Raw genomic sequence first — 17,566 nt, forward strand, 5'->3', positions numbered from 1 at the left:
CTAACCCTAAAGAACGGCTGAGCCGGCAGGTTTTGCCGATTCTGACGACAAGAACTGAATGCGGCCGCCGAATATGCCGATTATCGGAGTGCGGCGGGGATTGCCGACTGTAGTGAACCGCAGCACGTCGCTGGGGAGTCAATTCTGCAGTTCGGCCAAGGATGTTGAATTGACCGTGTGTCCGCATCACGAACTGTCAAGTTCGCTACCAACGCGTAGCAGGCGACAGAATGGTCGATGCGCTAAGCACTTAGGTCAAATCGAGCTAGTTTCGTCATTTACCTAAGTCGATAAATTCGCCAGCCGCAGTAGCCGGCTTTCGTACTATATTTCGGTTAATGCTGGGCGAACAAATGGGGTGGCAGCACTGTCTTGCGGGCACAAGCACAGAGGCGACCACGGCAGCGGTAATTACGGTACACCACAGAGGCAACGAGTGATTCACAGCGTTTGAGGCGGCCGACATCCAAGCTCTCTTTGGGGCAAACCGGACAAATCAAGCGGGAGGAGACCAGAACAATGGCACGTAAAGAAGCAGTAGCACAACTTCGTCAAATCCTCGTTCGCCGGCGCGACGCTCTGCGTAAAGCCCTTGCGGGCGACTTGAGCTCGCTCAAGGAACTCCGCCAGCAGACTTCCGGCGACATGATGGACGCCGCTATGGACTCTGCCCAGGACGAAATCAGCTCGCAGTTGGCCGAAGTCGAAAGTCGCGAACTCGCGCATATCGACGTCGCCCTCGAGCGGATGCGCCAAGGCGACTACGGCAGCTGCGAAGGTTGCGGTCACGGCATTCCGCTCGCCCGCCTGCAAGCCCTGCCCTATGCCACCATGTGCATCACTTGCCAACGCGAAGCCGAAAAGAATGGCGACACCATCGGCTCCGGTGCCAAGCAAATGTTCGACTTCGGGCTCGACAGCGATGTCTCGTCCGGCGATGTCGAAATCGATATCTCCTAGCATTGCACCGCCCGAGATCGCAGCTCAGCAGCGTCTCCGGCAATCGTCAATGCCTACGAGCCGGTGAAGTGACTTCACCGGCTTTTTTTCGGGCTGTTTCCAAGGAAGGATCTCGGCCATGCCTGTCATTCGTCGCAATTTCCGCTTCTGGCGATTGGTTCGCGCCCACGGCACTGGCCTCCTCCTCTTCGCCGGTGGTCTGACGGCCAGCCTGCCCGCGACTGCCGAAGAGTTGATCTCCATTGATAACCGCGCCCGGCTCTTTGCCGAATTAGCTCGGGACGTCGAACACCTGGAACAACAGGGAAACATCCTCAAGCGAACGGTCAAGCTCGTCACTCCTTCGGTTGTGCACATCGAAGCCAAGCGCGACGACGATGCTCGCAATCTGAACAAGACGGTCGAAGAAGCCGGTTCGGGCGTCGTCATCGAACGGGCTGGCAAGCACTTCGTGATCACCAACCGCCATGTGATCAAGTACTCGTCGCTGGCCAGCATCAAAATCAAGCTCTCCGACGGCCGGTTACTGGCACCAACTCAAGTCTGGGCCGATCGCGAGACCGATATCGCCATTCTCGCCGTTCCCGGCAAAAACTTGATTCCGGCGAACATCGGCGACAGCGATAAGCTCGAAATTGGCGACTTCGTTCTCGCCGTCGGCAGCCCGTTTGGCCTCAGCCATTCGGTGACATATGGCATTATCTCCGCGAAAGGTCGCCGCGACTTGCAACTCGGCGACGACGGCGTCACCAATCAAGATTTCCTCCAAACCGATGCCGCCATTAACCCCGGCAACAGCGGGGGACCACTCCTTAACCTGCGCGGCGAAGTAGTCGGCATCAACACCGCCATCGCCAGCAGTTCGGGCGGTAACGAAGGAATTGGCTTCACGATTCCCGTGAACATGGTCATGGTCGTCGCCGATCAACTGATCGATCACGGCCAGGTGGTCCGCGCCTATCTCGGCGTTCAACTCGATGCCACTTTCACCCGCGAAGAAGCAATCGCTGCCGGCCTGCAACGACCCGAAGGGGCGCGCATCACTGGCGTTACTCCTCGGTCCCCTGCCGAAATGGCCCGCCTGCAGCCCGGCGACGTCATCCTCAACTTCAACGGTTACCGCGTCGAAGACGACGACCATCTGATCAACCTGGTCAGCCTGACTCCCGTCGACAAGGAAGTCGAACTGACCCTCATGCGCGATACTCAGACCGTTCGCCTGCGCGTCCGTGTCGGCAATCGCAGCGATCTCAAGCCCGCTCTCGAAACCTCGCGCAACGAGTAGCGCTCCGCGAGACTGCCAAACACACACGGACGATCTGCCCGGGGTCGGGAGGTTTTTCGGGCGAGTTGACCCTGTCTTCTGCCGCCCGGCGATGACCCGAAAATCCTCCTGAACCCAAACGTGCGAATCCCGAAATCATGCTTCAGGTTGGTACCTCTTGAGGAAACCCGAAGCGTGAGCGAGGAAAGCGAACGGGAGGCATGGAAGCGTATTTCTCTCGTGATTCGTTGGGATGACGCAAGCTGCGCAATTGAACTCGGTAAAGTGAATGGTCTGGCAACCGCGACGGCTCTTCACCGCGATCAGCACGCGCCTCGCTCACGCTTCGGGTCTCCTGAATGGCGGCGAAACCGAGTGTCGGCACGCTGGCGTGAATGGCTACAATTCTGCTAGCGCTGTGACCAGACGTGTCAAGCGGGTGTGCTGGAATGGGGAGAACAACTTTTCCCTTTTTCAGGAGGACGCACCACCATGGTTGCCGAACTGCATGCGCCGCCCAGTGAGCGGGACTTTCAGGTCTTTCGTCTGATTAAAGTCGAACAGCGAACGACTCGCGAAGTGGCCGAAATCGTGGGAATTTCGCAGACTCGCGTTTGTCAGATCGTCCAGCGAGTGCTGGACTTTTTGGTGGCGACGGCCCCTGCTGACGATGATGAAAAACAGCGGGCTCAGCGGCTGTATGTTGCCCGGGAATTGGCCGCGGAACGGTTCGATTTTCTCTTCAAGGCCGCGCTCGATAGTTTCGAAGAGTCGAAAGGTGAAGAGACGATCACCCGCACGGTCAACTCGCAGTTTCGCGCCGGCTTGGAGACGAGCACGACCCGCTCTAGCTGCGGCGATGTTCGCTACCTGGCTCAGGCCGCGCGCATCAATGTAATGGCGGCGAAGCTGGCCGCGTCTCGGTTGCCACCTTGGAACCTCGCGGTCGATGAGAGCATCGCGGATGCAAACGAACACGATACTTCCCCAGCGCCCAGGAACCACCCGTTGGAGGACTGTTCAACGGAGGCGACCGAATCGCCGCGAATGGCTGAGAAGAAGTCCGGTCAACAGGCTGTAAGTCGTGGCAAGCGATACCTTTCGCGCCGCGAGCTGATTGAGTTCTTTCGGGGAATCGAGGGGCGCACAGTACCTGTTCAAGAGGAGGCTGAAGGGTTCTCGCCGCGCGAGGAACTCGAGCAAGTGTTGGCCACTTCCGCCCCGCTGCCAGACCAGCAACCGGCGGCCACGGGCAAGCCGCTGACTGCCAAGCAGCGCCGCGCGCGAGCAAAGTTCTTGCAACGCAAGAGAAGCGCAAAGTAACGCGCAATCGTGGCTGCCCGGTAGTTGGCTTCCAACCAGGCTATGCGTTGCCAACGAGATAGCGTTTTTCGATTTTGGTGGCGACCGTGCCGATGGCGTAGTAGCCCACGCTGATGCTGGCGACGTGCGTGAGCAGATCGTAGGCTCGCCAGCGATCCCAACCATAGTCAGCTTCGAGCCAGAGGATGAGCTTGGCGAAGGCTTCGGCAGTGGCGCGTTCCATCGGGCAACCGGTGGCGACGGTCATGAGTTCGGTGGGTGATTCGATCCGCGGCCCGGAGATTTTTTTACCTTTACGCAGCTCGACGGTGATGGTCGATTCGGCGGGCATCTCGAGGCCACTGGCTGAGAGTTCGCCGTGCCCCATCGCTGCGTGGGCATCGCCCAGGTAGAGATAGCCGCCGGGGACAAACACCGGCAAGTAGATGGTATTGCCGGGGCAGACTTCGATGATGTCCATATTGCCGCCATGCACGCCAGCGGGAATGGTGGTGGGAACACCCCAATCGGGCGCGGTGCCAATGCAGCCCAGCATCGGGCGATAAGGGATCGTGAGCTTGTCGCTCCAATGAATCTGGCCGTCGTTGATGGCGCAGACGTGGGTGCCGTGCGGGCATTCGGTGCCAAGCCATTCGGCCAGTTGGCGCGGGTCGCTGGTGCGCGTGCTGCATTGGCCAATGAGAGGTTTGATTTCACGAATGGTCACAGCTAGCGAATCGCCCGGTTCGGCCCCTTCGATCCAGATCGGGCCGGTCTGGGGATTTCCTTTGGGCTGGATGGATTTGTCGCGGCGGTCGGCATTGGTGCGAATCTGCCCGCTGAAGGCGTCTTCACTTTCGACGACGATCGTTTCGCCCGGTTGAATGCGGAGGCGAGGTTCGTTGTGACGGCTGTATTCGTAGTACAGCGGGCCGATGGGGAGGCGTTGCATGGCAGGTTGTTCCAGGCGGGCGGGTGCGATGGAGGAGGCGAGGGGCGACGACATTTTGACAATGTTTGAGGGCTGCCGCTACGCATGCCGCTGGGCAGGAGGGCCGATTTTGCTACAACGGGAGATTGTGGATTCCCCGTCTCGCTGACCGCTGCCGATTTCGCTCCATGCCTGAAGTTTGGTTACGCACGAACCGCCGAGCCCTGCTGCTGGGACTGATCTTGCCTGCGCTGGTCGCCCTGAGCGGCATCTTTCTGCTGGTGGCTGCCTGGCTCGAAGGTTGGCACTGGGGATTCTTCGTGCTCGCGGGCGCGATCATTGCCGGGGCGGCGTTTCTCACGGGCAATATCCTGTGGCTAGCCGCCCAGCCGCGGCTCGCCTTCGAACCGCACTGGCTGCTGGTCTATTTCGAACAGAACGATCCGGTGCGAGTGCCGCTGGAGATTGTCGAGTGTTTTTTTCTGGGGCAAGGACCGAGCAATTTGCCGAACCTTGAGGGCCGCGAACCAGAAACGAGCAACGTCATCGTCCGTCTCGCCGAACGAGCCAAGGATTGGCACCATCGCGATGTGAAGCCCGCCCTGGGGCATTGGTGCGAAGGTTACATCACCCTGCGGGGCGCGTGGTGCGAACCGATCAGTGGTGAAGCGCTCAAGCATTTGAATCGCCGGCTGGCCGAAGCGCATCGTGCCCAGCGTGCTCAAGCCGAAGTTGCCACAGCGGATGTTGCCGCAGGGGAAGTGACTCAGTGACGCGTCTGCTGGTGAGTGTGCAGGGTCCGGACGAAGCGCTGCTGGCCGTGGAGTGCGGCGCACAGTTGATCGATGTGAAGGATCCGCGGCACGGATCGCTGGGCGCGACATCACCGGCCGTGTGGCAAGCCGTGATGGCTGCGGTGGGCGAGTATATGCCCGTGAGCGCCGCGCTCGGCGAATTGCTCGATCGCGAAGTTCTCGGCCGAGCGCAGGCCACAGCGGGTCTGACGTTCGCCAAGGTTGGTCTGGCCGGTTGTGGCGCGCTCAACGATTGGCAGGCTCGTTGGTACGCTTGGCAACAAAGCCTGGCGACCGGCGTGCAAGCGGTGGCGGTGATCTATGCCGATTGGAATTCGTGCGGCGCACCGGCACCAGACGAAGTGCTCGACCTGGCCGCGCAGGCAGACATCGCAGCCGTGCTGATCGACACGTTCGATAAGACGCGGGGGTCGGTGCTGCAACTGCGCTCCACTGCCGAGCTCGCGGCGCTTGCCAGTGAAGTGCAACAGGCCCAGCTGATGCTCGTGGTGGCGGGCTCGTTGCAACTGGGCGATGTTTCCGCATTACTGCCGCTGCGCCCCGCTTATCTGGCGGTGCGTGGCGCGGTTTGCGATGGTCCGCGCAGTGGTCAATTATCGGCGGCGAAGATTCGTCAGTGGTCGCGCGCGCTGAGCACTCCCCAAGATCACTGTCAAGCGCTGCGTTGAAATTCTCAGCCCTTGGCGACTGGCTTGGCTGCGCCAATTGCTTGACTTGATGGCGACGGAGTTCAATACTGCTGTCGTCGTTGGTGAGAGCTCGCAAGCTCATCTTTCTGCCAGCTCGCTGACGACCCGGTTCATTTCCACTGCTCCCAACGATGTTGCCTCATCACGAGGCATGGGGACGTCAACCACAGGCCGCTCATCAGCACCCAGGCTTGTTGTGTTACATTCAACGACAGTTCCGTTCTGCGTCTAAGGAGATCTACACGTGCCGCGTTCTGTGTTAGAAGCCATTCGCGACGGCGAATGGAATTACGAACCTGAGCAGCAGCCTTCTGAAGGAGTAGAAGGAACCAAGGCCATGCCGGGCACACAGGAAAAACTCGACGTGCTGGCCGAACGATTAAAACAAGGGATGCCCTTGTGGAATCCGCTCGATCGCCGGGATTACGAGCACATGAACGAACGGTAGAATGAAGAGCACTTCGACTCCCTTCATTCGTTAGAAAGTTTGTGCATGCCCTCGCTGAAAATTAAAGTTCCTCACGCTCTGCAAGTCGCTGAGGCCGTCAAGCGACTGCAAACGTTTCTCGATGAGGTTCGCCGCGATCACGCCGATCGGGTGAGCAACGTGCAAGGTGTGTGGCAGGACGATACTCTGGCCTTTGGCTTCACGGCGATGGGCATGAAGATTGACGGCACCCTGGTGGTGTATCAAGAGGAAGTGCTGGTGAGCGGCAACCTGCCGTTCGCGGCCTCGCTGTTTCGCGGGCAGATCGAGCAGACGATTCGCGGCGAGTTAGAAAAGCTGTTGGTGTGACGCAGCTTGTCGGACTTGCATCCGGCCCTGCCAACTTCAATCGAATCTGCCAGATTCCGCTTCTGCCCGTTGTGCCGAAGCGTGCCGGCCAGCCGCGAATTTCTTCTCTGAATTCATAACGGTTCCCGGCTGCCGCGCCATAAGCATCGGGTAAAGTTCACTACCCCCCTCTCTTGGCCGCTGGAAGCGACTGTCGGCAACGGGGCTGCGAATTCAGGAGTCTGCGATGTCGGCCGAGAATGCTTACGACGAAGTTTTGTACGAAAGCCATCCGTTCGCGCAAACGCACCCCAATCGCCTGGCGACGATCGGGCAGTTGTTCGGCATGCAACCCGCACCACTCGCCAAGTGCCGCGTGCTGGAACTCGGCTGTTCGAGTGGCGGCAATATCATTCCACTGGCCGAGCGCTTTCCGCAGAGCGAGTTCGTCGGCATCGATGCTTCGTCGCGGCAAGTGGCCATTGGTCAGAAGACGGTCCAAGCGCTGAACTTGCCGAACCTGCAACTGCTGCACGAAGACATTCTGAAGTTCTCGCCGCAGCAAGGAAAGTTCGATTACATCATTGCGCACGGTGTCTTCTCGTGGGTGCCGCCCAATGTGCAGGACGCGATTCTGCACATTTGCCACGATCATCTCACGCCCAATGGCATCGCCTATATCAGTTACAACACGAACCCGGGCTGGCGCTTGCGGGGCATGATTCGCGACATCATGACTTACCGCGCTCGCAAGATCAGCAACCCGGCTGAGAAGCTGCGTGAATCGCGAGCGTTGCTCGATTTTCTCGCCGAGTCCGTTTCGACCAAGGGAAATGCGTACGGCATTCTGCTGGCCGACGAAGTGAATCACATCCGTCCCAAGCAGGACTGGTATCTGATTCACGAATATCTCGAAGAGGTCAATGAGCCCGAGTATTTTCATCAGTTCATGGACCGCGCTCATCTGCACAACTTGCAGTATCTGGGCGAAGCTGACTACAGCACCATGCTGGCCAGCAATTTTCCGCCCGAAGTCGAAGCCATGCTGAAGAAGCTCGGCACGGACATCATCGAAACCGAGCAGTACATGGACATGGTGCGGAATCGCCTGTTTCGCCAGACGCTGCTGTGCCAGTCGGCTGTGACGCTCGACCGCACGATTCCGCCCGAGCGAATTTTCAACATGCATGTCGCGTCGTCGTCGGAACCAGAAGGGGGCGTGCAAGTCGATCCGCGCAGTTGGGATCCCGTGACGTTCAAGCGTCCTGGCTCGACACTCTCGACCAAAGAACCGCTGCTCAAGGCGGCGATGTTGGAACTACGCGCTGCCTGGCCTCGGGCGATTCCCTTCATGGAGCTCCTCTCGAACGCCCGGGGACGATTGCATCCCGGTACGCAAGTGATCGACGCCGAGCGGGCTGCGAACGATGCGAAGAATCTGGCCCGTCCGCTGCTCCGCTGTTATGCGACGACACACGTCGACTTGCATGCCGAGCCACCACAGGTGGCGTATCTTATTCCGGAACAGCCAGCTATCTCTCGGCTCGCACGGTTTCAGGCGAGTCAGCCGGGCGCTGTGACCAATTTGATGCACGAAGTGGTGCAATTGGGCGACTTCGAACGGCAAGTGGCCAAACTGCTCGATGGCTCGCGCGATCGCGCAGCAGTGATCGAGACGCTAACGGACCTCGTTGCCAAAAAGACACTCGTCGTTCACGAAAAAGGGAAGCCGGTCGCCGATCTCGATCAGGTGCGCGTCATCCTCGGCAAAGTGCTGGAAGATGCACTCCCCTCGCTGGCGAGAAAGAACTTGCTGCTGCCGCAGTAGGCGGAATTATTTTTCGAGCGGCACAATCAGCGGGGCGATAATCACGCTGGCGACAATTGGTTGCAGCGGATTATCGCCATAGCGAACCGTTCGCCCGCGATCGTTCACACCCACAAACAAGCACTGCGAACCCGTGGCGGGTGCATTGAGCTCGCCGCTCAGCGGCACGAGTAACATCTGCTCGAAGCCGGCGAGTTTGACGAGCAAGGCTCGCTCTTGCTTGCGCCCTTCCACGACCCGCTGCACCGTGCCGAAGAAGACCACGCCAGCGCCCGCGCGCGTGACCTCTTTCTCGGCAAATTCATTCAAGACAATGATCTGGCCGCCGTCGTTCCAGGCATGTTGATGCAGCTGCGCTGCCACGCGGTCGGCTTCTTTGACTAACTCGTCGAGCCGATCGCCGAGTTCGCTCTTGGTGGTGAAGTGTTCCGGCACGTTGGCCAGTGTCACACCCCAAGCGAGGTGCTGCAGGCGGGAATAGTCGGACCATTCGTGTACCTGCCACTTGGTGGCGCGGGCTTCGTCGGCCAGTTTCCGCAGCTTTTGCGCCGACGTCTGCCAGGTGGCATCGCGGACGCGGGCGTCGCTCGCGGCAAACCGCTCCAGCGGCTGCACCTCTGGAAGTCGCAGGTTGCTCAGGTTTTTCAGGGCGGCAACGGGCAAGGCATAGCTATAGTCGGATTGGCGGTCGACCCACATATTGAGTCCGATCACTTCTCCTTGGTCATTGGCCAGCGGCCCGCCACTATTCCCCTCCGAGAGTTTCGCCGTGTGCTGGATCCAGGTTTGCTCGGTGTCGCCACCGGTCAATTCGCGCACAAACTTTTGCAGACCGCCCGGCAACTGGCTGCTGTCGATGAGCCGGCTGACTTTGCCATCGAAGGGGGAAAATTCAATTCCCTGCGGATGCCCCCAAGCGATGACAGGCGTCAACTGCGTGGGCGGAGTCTCTGCCAACACAACTGGCTTGAGCGACGACGGCGGTTCTTTCAGTTGCAGGAGCGCCAAATCGTTGGCGGGATCAACGGCCGCATAGCCGGCGACATCGAATACGCGGCCGTCACTCAAGCGAACCACGGCGCTCGTGGCCCGACTGATAACGTGCAGGCAAGTGACAACCTCGCCTTGCGGCGTCAGAACGAACGCGCTGCCGATCACCTCGCGTCCTAAGGGGCCGTCGGCTTCGATGAGCGCGACGCTCTCTTTCAGCTTCGCCAAGCCGGCATTCAAGGCAGGTGCCGGGGTAATGGTCTTTGTTTGCGTGACCAGCGGATCGTGCGGACGATGATCGGGCGGTGTGATGATCACATCGTTCATGCGCGATGAACGTCGATCGGACAACAGTTCATCCCAATAAGACCACGGGCGAATGGCAACAATTCCCAAGACCACTAACAGCGTGATGAGCAATCCGCGCAACAACTTTCCCCGTCCCGTGCGGCGGGGGCGCGGCGCACTCGGCCGCTCGGTCGAGATTGCAGGAACTTCAGGTACTGGCATTGGTTCGCGGTCCACGCTCAATATCTTACCATGCGCGCCCCAGGGTACTATGCCGAAACGATGACTCAAGTAGTGGGCCCCTTTGGGTGCCTGTTGTTTTGCGCAGCAAAACACAGTGCAGCGGGACTGAGTTCCTTCTGCTGTGTTTTGCTGCGCAAAACGACAGGCACCCAGCTTCATTTCTCAAACTAGCCCACTTCCAGAACTCAAAGAAGCGCGTGGCCTATCCTCGCGAAGCCTGCGACTTCAGCCGGAAATAGAGCCGCTGCACTTCAGGCAGACAACACCGCCCATTCGGTGCGGCACTGCTACAGTGGGCCGCGGGCGATTTCGACTTCGCCAGTAGTTCGCGAATCCGCCGCGGAACAGCCTCGGCCGCGTCATCCTCGATATCTTCCAGTTTGAAGCCAAAGCACCCGCAGATTGGTGCCGCGGGATCCTTGGGATAGATCGGCTGATTGAGCGCCGCGGCTTCGATGGCGCCTTCCATTGCATCGAAATAGGCCACGGGACAACTGGTCGTACTGCAGAAGTAGACCGTGTCGCTGAGCTTCTTGCGCAATTCGGCCGACACATAAGAGCTCACCGCCGCTTCGGGTACGGCATCGCCGCTGGCACCGCACTTGGGACAGAGCACATCGTCGGCATCGGGTTCGCGAGTGAAGGCTTTGTTCATGCGCGAATCATCGGCTCCCCGACTTCACAAAGCAAGGACTGCCAGCGGAATTCGCGGGGCTGCGAATGCGGCGTTCAGTACTCGCATCGGCACGCGGGAATCGCTATCGTTTAGCGAACCTGAGTTCTGCCCATTCGTACTTCACCCGAGATTGCCAATGCTCTCCCGAATTGCACTTTGCTTAGGAATTGTGCTCGTGACTTTGCTTACCGACGACGTAGACGCCGCCGACAATCTCGACCGTTTTGAAGCGCGGACCTACGCCGGCGCTGGCGGCGAGAAGCTTAACTATCGGCTGCTGAAACCCAAGGACTATGACCCCAATAAAAAGTACCCGCTAGTGCTCTTTATGCATGGGGCCGGCGAGCGCGGAGATGACAACAAGCGCCAACTCGTCCACGGCATGAATGACTTCGCCTCGGACGAAGTGATGGCCAAGTATCCCGCGTTTGTCGTCGCCCCGCAGTGCCCCAATGGCAAGAAGTGGGTCGAAGTCGATTGGGGTGCTGCGAAACATACAGCACCGGAGAAGCCATCGATTTCTTTGCAGCTTACGTTTGAAACACTCGACGCGATTGCGAAGGAATTCAGCATCGATGACAAGCGGATCTATGTGACGGGCCTCTCGATGGGGGGCTACGGCACGTGGGATAGTATTGAACGAAAGCCCGATTACTTTGCAGCTGCTGCGCCGATTTGCGGAGGGGGCGATGTGGAACAAGCCAAGAAGCTGACTAAGTTGCCAATCTGGGCCTTTCATGGCGACAAAGACACTGCCGTCAAGCCAGAACGCTCGCGCGATATGATCGCGGCAATCAAGGCTGCTGGTGGCGAGCCGAAGTACACGGAGTATCCCGGTGTGGGGCATAACTCGTGGACGGCAACCTACCGCAATCCTGAGTTTTATGCCTGGCTGTTCGCACAGAAGAAGTAGTAGTCTCGCGCAGAGGGAGCAAGGAAGCGGATGGCCAAGTCGAAACAACAGCGTGGAAAAGGAAACGTCAGCAAGAATGCTGCATCTGACCGCGCTGCTGCGCCCTTAACCGACGAAACGAATGCCGAATCGCAAGCAAAGTCCGACCAGCCGACCGATCCGTTGCGAGCTTACCGGGCCGATCCGCCGCGGCAAAATCTCCCGCTGCTGATCGTTAGCGTCGGCCTGTTTGTGATTTGGTTCGGTTACCTGGCCTATGTGGCGCTGCGGGGTTAACCACCCTTGTTCATTGCCGGGAACATTTCGCGGACCATCGTGATTGCGGCCGGGCCAACGAGGATCACAAAGATGCCGGGGAAGATAAAGAGCACCAGCGGGAAGATGAGTTTCACCGCGGTTTTGGCCGCTTTTTCTTCCGCAATTTGTGCGCGGCGAGTACGCATCGCTTCGCTTTGCACGCGAAGCGCTTGAGCGATACTGCTGCCGAACTTATCGGCCTGAATGAGAATGGAAGCCAGCGATTTTAGATCGTCGACACCACTGCGCGAGCCCAGTTCCTGCAGCACTTGCGAACGGACGCGACCCATTTGCAGTTGCAGGTTGCAGAGGCCGAATTCGTCGGCAATGTTGCGATAGGCCTTCTTCATTTCTTCCGCCACTTTTCGCATGGCCTGATCGAGACCGAGGCCAGCTTCGACGCAGACCACCATCAGGTCGAGCGCATCGGGCAGGCCGAGGAAGATCGATTCCTTCCGCTTTTTGGCCAAGTACATGACGACCAGTTCCGGCAGATAAAAGAAGCCACCGGCCAGCAACACGACTTTCATCAGTGCGCCTTGGGTGAAGCCGTACGTCAAAATGGTAATACCACCACCCAGGAACAGGCCAATCATCAGGCCCAGGAACTTCGCGGCTTGAAAGACCATCGGCGCGCCTTCGCTCCGAAAGCCCGCGTACGACAATTTGAGCTTGACCTTATTCATTTCCGCTTCGGTTTTGGGCTGTAGCGGTTTGGCCAGCGCCGGCGAAGCTGCTTCGAGCATGCGCGAGAGGTTATCTCCCTTGCGGCCACCCTCTTCGCGCTTCTTTCGCCCCACGGGGTCGCGGAAGTCTTCGAGCCGTTGTTCGGCTCGGCTGTTGCTGCCTGAGAAGAATTCGATGGCGAGCCACGTCAGGGCCGCAATCAGGCCGAACACCGCGATTTGCACAAAGATTGGGTTGGTGAGGATCTGATTCATATAAACCGCCGAGCTAACAAATGGAACAAACCAATCGCGCGAAACAGAGCCCCGTCGCTACACCTTGATATTCACAATCTTGCGAATGACGAGCGCGCCCACAAACTGCAGCACCACCGCACCGGCGAGCATTTGATGCCCCATCGGGTCGGTGAAGAGGGTCGTCAAATAACCAGGATTCAAGCGATACATGACAATTGCCAGGCAGGGGGGCAAACCGAGCAACACCGATCCCGACAAGCGGCCTTCGCCCGTGAGGGACTGGATCATGCCGTAGATTTTGTATCGTTCGCGGACGAGGTGGCCGATCTTATCGAGAATTTCAGCGAGGTCACCACCTGTCTGGCGTTGCAGAATCACGGCCGTCGCAAAGAATCGCAAGTCGAGGTTCGGTACGCGGTCGGTCATTTCTTCGATGGCATCTTCGAGCGGCTGCCCCAGGTTCTGGGCTTCGTAGCAGCGTTCGAACTCGGTGCCGATTGGCGCGCCCATTTCATCGGCACACAGCTTGAACCCTGCGGCCAAGCTATGCCCCGCGCGCAAGGCGCGAGAGATCAATTCCAATGCTTCGGGCAACTGCTTGGCGAACTTGGCCAGGCGACGAGCACGCCGCATGTAGAAGTAAATGAATGGTCCGCAACCCAGCACCAGGCCGATCGGGGCAAACACCAGTGGCACCCGGCAGAGTACTGGCAAGACAACGCCACCCACGGCCAGGCCCAACGACATCACCACCATCTTGGCTGGCGTGACTTTCGTATCTGCCTGTTGCAAAAACAGACGCAGGTTGAAGTTCTTCGACAACCATTCTTCGAACGGGCTGCTGTCGCCCATTGTGGCCAGCAGGTTGGTATCGTCCTTTTTCTTCGCAGCAGGATTCGACAGACCGGCGAGCAGGTCGAGCCGGTCTTCGACCATGCTGCCTGTGCTCGACTTCGAGAATACGCTCGCGACACCGCCGACGAGACAGGCTACGCCGATGAACGAGGCACCGATGATGAGTAGCGTTAGCATGGCGATGACTTGGTTGAAGCGAAGCGGATTGGAGTTGTCTGTTTTCGAGCTGAAATGCAGAACGTAGTAGTCAGAATGCAGAATGGATGTTGTGGTCTTTCATTCTGCGTTCTGCCTTCTTACTTCTGGATTTCCTTAGTCTGGCAACATTACGCGTTGGCGGAATGCACTGGACGGGAGACGGATACCGGCGGACTCGAGCTTGTGCATGAAGGTGGGGCGAATGCCGGTGGCTTCGAAGCGACCACGAGCACGACCCGTTTCGTCGATGCCTTCTTGCACGTATTTGTAAATGTCTTGCATCACGATCGTGTCTTGTTCCATGCCCACCACTTCGGTGATGCTGGTCACGCGGCGGATACCACCTTGCAACCGGTTCGCCTGAATGAGCAGATGCACAGCGCTCGAGATTTGCTGACGCATGGCCTTGATGGGGAGTTCGAAGCCCGACATCAAGATCATCGTTTCGAGACGGGCCAAAGCATCGCGGGGTGTATTGGCGTGCAACGTCGTGAGCGAGCCGTCGTGACCCGTATTCATCGCTTGCAACATGTCCAGCGTTTCCGGTCCGCGGCATTCGCCGATGATGATTCGCTCAGGACGCATACGCAGAGCATTCTTCACCAGGTCGGTGGCGGTCACCGCTCCCTTACCTTCGATATTCGGCGGCCGAGTTTCGAGACGGACCACATGCTCTTGTTGCAGGCGAAGTTCCGCCGCGTCTTCGATGGTGATCACGCGCTCGTGATTCGGAATGAAGCTGCTGAGCGTATTGAGCAGCGTCGTCTTACCCGAACCGGTACCACCCGCAACGATGATGTTGAGTCGTGCTTTCATGGCCCCTTCGAGCAACATGACCATTTCCGGCGTGAGCGCTTTGTAGTTCAGCAAGTCTTCGAGTTTTAGTGGCGAAGAACCGAAACGACGAATGGAAACCGCGGCACCATCAAGGGCAAGTGGCGGAATGATGGCATTCACGCGGGAGCCGTCGGACAGACGCGCATCGACCATCGGGCAGACTTCGTCGACGCGACGACCGACCTTCGACACGATGCGGTCGATGATTTGCAGCAAGTGGCCGTTATCGCGGAACTCGACGTTTGTCCGTTCCAACTTGCCGCGACGTTCGACAAAGATGTGCTTGGGACCGTTGATCAAAATATCGGAGATCGTGTGATCCTTCAGCAGCATTTCGAGCGGGCCGAGTCCGAACGTTTCGTCGAGCACTTCTTCAATCAGTCGCTCACGCTCGGTGCGGTTGAGGAAGGTTTCTTCCGTATCGCAAAGATGTTCGACAACCAAGCGGATTTCGCGGCGAAGGACATCACCTTGCAATTCGCCGACGCGATTCAGGTCGAGCTTATCGACGAGTTTGTTATGGATCTTGCGCTTGAGGAGGTCGAACTCTTCGGCCTTCGAAGCTTCGGCGGCTGACCGTGCTGCAGTGGGAAGTGGTTTCATTTTGCAAGCTGACTCCGCCCAGGGGATGGGCAACTCGAATTGGGCAAGACGGACGATCAATGGCCTGCCGCGCAACCTTCGCGCAGCAAACCCGACTGGTTCTCCGTCGAAACCATAGCTCACGCGTTGCTAACGAGCGATCGCGATAGTGGCAAAATGTCAACATTAAGAAAGGCGATCCGGTTATGCTGAAAGCACGGTCAGTACCATCCCTTCAAACGGCACAACCACGAACCAAATCAAGTCAACATGCGAGCCGGCGGAATCATTCTGTGCGGTGGAAAGAGCAGCCGAATGGGGCTGCCGAAGGCCACACTTCCCTTCGGGTCAGAGTTCATGCTCCAACGAGTCCATCGCCTGCTGAGCGAAGTAGTGCGGCCGATTGTGGTGGTTGTCGCTGAGGGGCAACCTTTGCCCGGATTACCCACTGGCACGCTCTATGCCTGCGACCAGCGCCCGGATCGTGGCCCGCTCGAAGGCTTACTGGCAGGCATGAAAGCAATCGAGCCTGTTTGCGACTTGGCTTACGTCACTAGCTGCGATGTACCACTACTGCAGCCCAGCTTGGTTCGCCAACTGCTGCAACTGACGGCTGATTTCGATGCTGTCGCGCCGCGGCAAGAAGAGTTTTGTCACCCACTCTCCGCCGTTTATCAGACCAGGATCATTCCCACGATTGAGAAGCTGTTGGCCCGCGACCTGCTGCGGGCGTCGAACTTGCTGCAGCAGATTCGCACGCGATACATTCCGGTCGATGATCTGCGTCTCAGCGATCCAAACTTGCTCACATTACGAAATCTCAATCGGCCCGAAGAATACTTCGAAGCGCTTGCCGTAGCTGGGTTTGAAATTGATCCGACCATCAAAGCCGGACTTTTGGCAAAGTAAGAACTACAGTTGCAACGGTTCGCCGGCGAGCTGTCGTTCGTTACGAGTCAGTTCGTACATATCGTGAATGAGTTGAGCATCGCAGGGCCGCTGCTGAACACTACGGCGGGCAAACATTCGCTGCTGAGTGGCGATCATGATGTCGGCAGGCAATTCAGTGACCTGCCCGAATAGCCGGGCATAGTTCACAAAGCTGGCGACATTCGTCGTCACATAGCCATAGAGCATGCTGCAACAGCCCACAGTCTTGCCAGTGAAGATGCCGGTGTTGATGGCCGACTTGGAATAATCGCCCATCATGCAGCCGACAAACTGCATGCCGGTTTGCACGGCCTCGCCGCGGTAATCCATCTTCACGTTGCCGTACGTGTTCTTCAGGTCGCTATTGCAAGTTCCTGCACCCAAGTTGATCCAACTGCCAAGATAGCTGTGCCCGAGAAAGCCGTGATGCTGCTTGTTCGTATACGGTTCGACGATGCTGGCTTCCACTTCGCCACCGATTTTTGTCGTATGCCCCAGCGACACAGCATCTTTAATCGCCGAGTGCTCGATCACTCGTGCGCGTGGCCCCAAGTAGGCGGGACCTCGCAGGAACGAATATGGTCCGACGGTCGCATTTTCATCCAACAACACGGGACCTTTACTCGTATCGGTTGTGCAATATTGCCCCAGCAAAGCACCCGTCGCAGCAAACACACCGTCCGCAATTTCTTGATACTTGCCGCTGGCAATGCGCCGTTCGAGGCTGGCCGCAATAATCGAAAGGTTGTAACGAACCAGATCGTGGGGCCAGGTGAGCAGCGGCAAATCGCGCTCAATCACTGGCAGCTTCCACAGTGCCGGCGTATGCAGGTACTCGTGAAAGCGATTCACATCGGCGTGCGAGGGAGGCTGTGGACCTTCGCGGTGAATCAAGGCAGCTGCGATGGTTTCACCGTCGCGCACGGTTCCCGGTCGACCTTCAGCGACCAACTGCTTCAATGTTTCGAAGGTACCCACGGAAGGAACCAGACGGGCATTCACGAGCAAAGCGGTTGCTTCACCATTGGCGGGTACCGCGGTGAATTGCGGATAATCCACTTGCTGAATCGTGGTCAGATGCGGACGAACAATGCCACGCAGCGAAGCGCCTAATTCAGTGCTTAATTCGCCCAGCCAATCAATGAGTCGATAACTGCCGCAAGTCATCGCGTACGCGGCTCGGCCCACGGTAATGGGGAAAAGTCGATTGATCCATTCGTCTTCAAAAACGATGATTTGCATCGCAGGCTCGGGCAAGGTGAGGGGGCAT

18 protein-coding genes are annotated in these 17,566 nt (G+C 58.3%); 11 read left to right on the plus strand and 7 right to left on the minus strand.

All coding sequences use genetic code 11. From position 1 onward, the window contains the following. The first annotated feature begins 519 nt into the window (after nt 1–519). From ETAA8_RS24450 to ETAA8_RS24460, 3 genes are all read left to right on the plus strand, one after another. Nucleotides 520–960: a TraR/DksA family transcriptional regulator gene (locus tag ETAA8_RS24450; protein WP_145094707.1), complete on the plus strand. Its 441-nt coding sequence runs from the start codon at nt 520–522 to the stop codon at nt 958–960. 118 nt (nt 961–1,078) lie between these two features. Beyond that, nucleotides 1,079–2,245, plus strand: a complete 1,167-nt coding sequence (locus ETAA8_RS24455; RefSeq protein ID WP_145094710.1) for a S1C family serine protease — start codon at nt 1,079–1,081, stop codon at nt 2,243–2,245. 471 nt (nt 2,246–2,716) lie between these two features. Next, nucleotides 2,717–3,547: a sigma factor-like helix-turn-helix DNA-binding protein gene (locus tag ETAA8_RS24460; protein WP_145094713.1), complete on the plus strand. Its 831-nt coding sequence runs from the start codon at nt 2,717–2,719 to the stop codon at nt 3,545–3,547. Between the two features lie 40 nt (nt 3,548–3,587). On the opposite strand, the gene ETAA8_RS24465 is transcribed toward ETAA8_RS24460, so the two are convergent. Beyond that, nucleotides 3,588–4,478: an acetamidase/formamidase family protein gene (locus ETAA8_RS24465; protein WP_145094716.1), complete on the minus strand. Its 891-nt coding sequence runs from the start codon at nt 4,476–4,478 to the stop codon at nt 3,588–3,590. Nucleotides 4,479–4,645: 167 nt separating this feature from the next. Here ETAA8_RS24465 and ETAA8_RS24470 point away from each other — a divergent pair, with 167 nt between their 5' ends. From ETAA8_RS24470 to ETAA8_RS24490, 5 genes are all read left to right on the plus strand, one after another. After that, nucleotides 4,646–5,230, plus strand: a complete 585-nt coding sequence (locus ETAA8_RS24470; RefSeq protein ID WP_145094719.1) for a hypothetical protein — start codon at nt 4,646–4,648, stop codon at nt 5,228–5,230. Beyond that, nucleotides 5,227–5,940 (plus strand): (5-formylfuran-3-yl)methyl phosphate synthase, encoded by a 714-nt coding sequence (locus tag ETAA8_RS24475; RefSeq protein ID WP_145094722.1) that lies wholly within the window; start codon nt 5,227–5,229, stop codon nt 5,938–5,940. The genes ETAA8_RS24470 and ETAA8_RS24475 overlap by 4 nt, the downstream gene beginning before the upstream one ends. Before the next feature lie 265 nt (nt 5,941–6,205). Further along, nucleotides 6,206–6,409 (plus strand): hypothetical protein, encoded by a 204-nt coding sequence (locus tag ETAA8_RS24480; RefSeq protein ID WP_145094725.1) that lies wholly within the window; start codon nt 6,206–6,208, stop codon nt 6,407–6,409. 45 nt (nt 6,410–6,454) lie between these two features. Then, nucleotides 6,455–6,757 carry a polyhydroxyalkanoic acid system family protein gene (locus ETAA8_RS24485; protein ID WP_145094728.1) on the plus strand — a complete coding sequence of 101 codons (303 nt, stop codon included), beginning with the start codon at nt 6,455–6,457 and terminating at the stop codon, nt 6,755–6,757. 226 nt (nt 6,758–6,983) lie between these two features. After that, nucleotides 6,984–8,564 (plus strand): class I SAM-dependent methyltransferase, encoded by a 1,581-nt coding sequence (locus ETAA8_RS24490; RefSeq protein WP_145094731.1) that lies wholly within the window; start codon nt 6,984–6,986, stop codon nt 8,562–8,564. A 6-nt stretch (nt 8,565–8,570) separates the two neighbouring features. Here the strand turns inward: ETAA8_RS24490 and ETAA8_RS24495 are convergent, their stop codons facing one another. Both ETAA8_RS24495 and ETAA8_RS24500 read right to left on the minus strand, forming a co-directional pair. Further along, nucleotides 8,571–10,064 carry a S1 family peptidase gene (locus ETAA8_RS24495; RefSeq protein ID WP_202921246.1) on the minus strand — a complete coding sequence of 498 codons (1,494 nt, stop codon included), beginning with the start codon at nt 10,062–10,064 and terminating at the stop codon, nt 8,571–8,573. A 223-nt stretch (nt 10,065–10,287) separates the two neighbouring features. Beyond that, nucleotides 10,288–10,740: a hypothetical protein gene (locus ETAA8_RS24500; protein ID WP_145094737.1), complete on the minus strand. Its 453-nt coding sequence runs from the start codon at nt 10,738–10,740 to the stop codon at nt 10,288–10,290. 157 nt (nt 10,741–10,897) lie between these two features. Here ETAA8_RS24500 and ETAA8_RS24505 point away from each other — a divergent pair, with 157 nt between their 5' ends. Beyond that, a complete protein-coding gene (locus tag ETAA8_RS24505) occupies nt 10,898–11,674 on the plus strand; it encodes a carboxylesterase family protein (RefSeq protein ID WP_145094740.1) in 777 nt (258 codons plus the stop codon). 30 nt (nt 11,675–11,704) lie between these two features. Further along, nucleotides 11,705–11,950, plus strand: coding sequence for a hypothetical protein (locus ETAA8_RS24510; protein WP_145094743.1), 246 nt, complete (start codon nt 11,705–11,707; stop codon nt 11,948–11,950). Here ETAA8_RS24510 and ETAA8_RS24515 read toward each other — a convergent pair. The 3 genes from ETAA8_RS24515 to ETAA8_RS24525 form a co-directional block, all read right to left on the minus strand. After that, nucleotides 11,947–12,912 (minus strand): type II secretion system F family protein, encoded by a 966-nt coding sequence (locus ETAA8_RS24515; RefSeq protein ID WP_145094746.1) that lies wholly within the window; start codon nt 12,910–12,912, stop codon nt 11,947–11,949. The genes ETAA8_RS24510 and ETAA8_RS24515 overlap by 4 nt on opposite strands. 57 nt (nt 12,913–12,969) lie before the next feature. Then, nucleotides 12,970–13,926, minus strand: coding sequence for a type II secretion system F family protein (locus tag ETAA8_RS24520; RefSeq protein WP_145094750.1), 957 nt, complete (start codon nt 13,924–13,926; stop codon nt 12,970–12,972). A 135-nt stretch (nt 13,927–14,061) separates the two neighbouring features. Next, nucleotides 14,062–15,387 carry a CpaF family protein gene (locus ETAA8_RS24525; RefSeq protein ID WP_145094752.1) on the minus strand — a complete coding sequence of 442 codons (1,326 nt, stop codon included), beginning with the start codon at nt 15,385–15,387 and terminating at the stop codon, nt 14,062–14,064. Between the two features lie 249 nt (nt 15,388–15,636). On the opposite strand from ETAA8_RS24525, the gene mobA reads away from it, so the two are divergent. Beyond that, the gene (mobA, locus tag ETAA8_RS24530; RefSeq protein ID WP_145094755.1) at nt 15,637–16,275 is read left to right on the plus strand and encodes a molybdenum cofactor guanylyltransferase; all 639 of its coding nucleotides are present in this window, start codon (nt 15,637–15,639) and stop codon (nt 16,273–16,275) included. Nucleotides 16,276–16,278: 3 nt separating this feature from the next. Here the strand turns inward: mobA and ETAA8_RS24535 are convergent, their stop codons facing one another. After that, nucleotides 16,279–17,538 (minus strand): putative sugar nucleotidyl transferase, encoded by a 1,260-nt coding sequence (locus ETAA8_RS24535; protein ID WP_145094758.1) that lies wholly within the window; start codon nt 17,536–17,538, stop codon nt 16,279–16,281. Nucleotides 17,539–17,566 lie beyond the last annotated feature (28 nt).

The organism is Anatilimnocola aggregata (genome assembly GCF_007747655.1).
Classification (GTDB): domain Bacteria; phylum Planctomycetota; class Planctomycetia; order Pirellulales; family Pirellulaceae; genus Anatilimnocola; species Anatilimnocola aggregata.

Excerpts from the sequence above, each read along its gene's own strand:
- ETAA8_RS24450 (WP_145094707.1), top strand. The coding sequence starts at position 520 with ATGGCACGTAAAGAAGCAGTAGCACAACTTCGTCAAATCCTCGTTCGC.
- ETAA8_RS24455 (WP_145094710.1), top strand. The coding sequence starts at position 1,079 with ATGCCTGTCATTCGTCGCAATTTCCGCTTCTGGCGATTGGTTCGCGCC.
- ETAA8_RS24460 (WP_145094713.1), top strand. The coding sequence starts at position 2,717 with ATGGTTGCCGAACTGCATGCGCCGCCCAGTGAGCGGGACTTTCAGGTC.
- ETAA8_RS24465 (WP_145094716.1), bottom strand. The coding sequence starts at position 4,478 with ATGCAACGCCTCCCCATCGGCCCGCTGTACTACGAATACAGCCGTCAC.
- ETAA8_RS24470 (WP_145094719.1), top strand. The coding sequence starts at position 4,646 with ATGCCTGAAGTTTGGTTACGCACGAACCGCCGAGCCCTGCTGCTGGGA.
- ETAA8_RS24485 (WP_145094728.1), top strand. The coding sequence starts at position 6,455 with ATGCCCTCGCTGAAAATTAAAGTTCCTCACGCTCTGCAAGTCGCTGAG.
- ETAA8_RS24490 (WP_145094731.1), top strand. The coding sequence starts at position 6,984 with ATGTCGGCCGAGAATGCTTACGACGAAGTTTTGTACGAAAGCCATCCG.
- ETAA8_RS24495 (WP_202921246.1), bottom strand. The coding sequence starts at position 10,064 with ATGCCAGTACCTGAAGTTCCTGCAATCTCGACCGAGCGGCCGAGTGCG.
- ETAA8_RS24500 (WP_145094737.1), bottom strand. The coding sequence starts at position 10,740 with ATGAACAAAGCCTTCACTCGCGAACCCGATGCCGACGATGTGCTCTGT.
- ETAA8_RS24505 (WP_145094740.1), top strand. The coding sequence starts at position 10,898 with ATGCTCTCCCGAATTGCACTTTGCTTAGGAATTGTGCTCGTGACTTTG.
- ETAA8_RS24510 (WP_145094743.1), top strand. The coding sequence starts at position 11,705 with ATGGCCAAGTCGAAACAACAGCGTGGAAAAGGAAACGTCAGCAAGAAT.
- ETAA8_RS24515 (WP_145094746.1), bottom strand. The coding sequence starts at position 12,912 with ATGAATCAGATCCTCACCAACCCAATCTTTGTGCAAATCGCGGTGTTC.
- ETAA8_RS24520 (WP_145094750.1), bottom strand. The coding sequence starts at position 13,926 with ATGCTAACGCTACTCATCATCGGTGCCTCGTTCATCGGCGTAGCCTGT.
- ETAA8_RS24525 (WP_145094752.1), bottom strand. The coding sequence starts at position 15,387 with ATGAAACCACTTCCCACTGCAGCACGGTCAGCCGCCGAAGCTTCGAAG.
- mobA (WP_145094755.1), top strand. The coding sequence starts at position 15,637 with ATGCGAGCCGGCGGAATCATTCTGTGCGGTGGAAAGAGCAGCCGAATG.
- ETAA8_RS24535 (WP_145094758.1), bottom strand. The coding sequence starts at position 17,538 with ATGCAAATCATCGTTTTTGAAGACGAATGGATCAATCGACTTTTCCCC.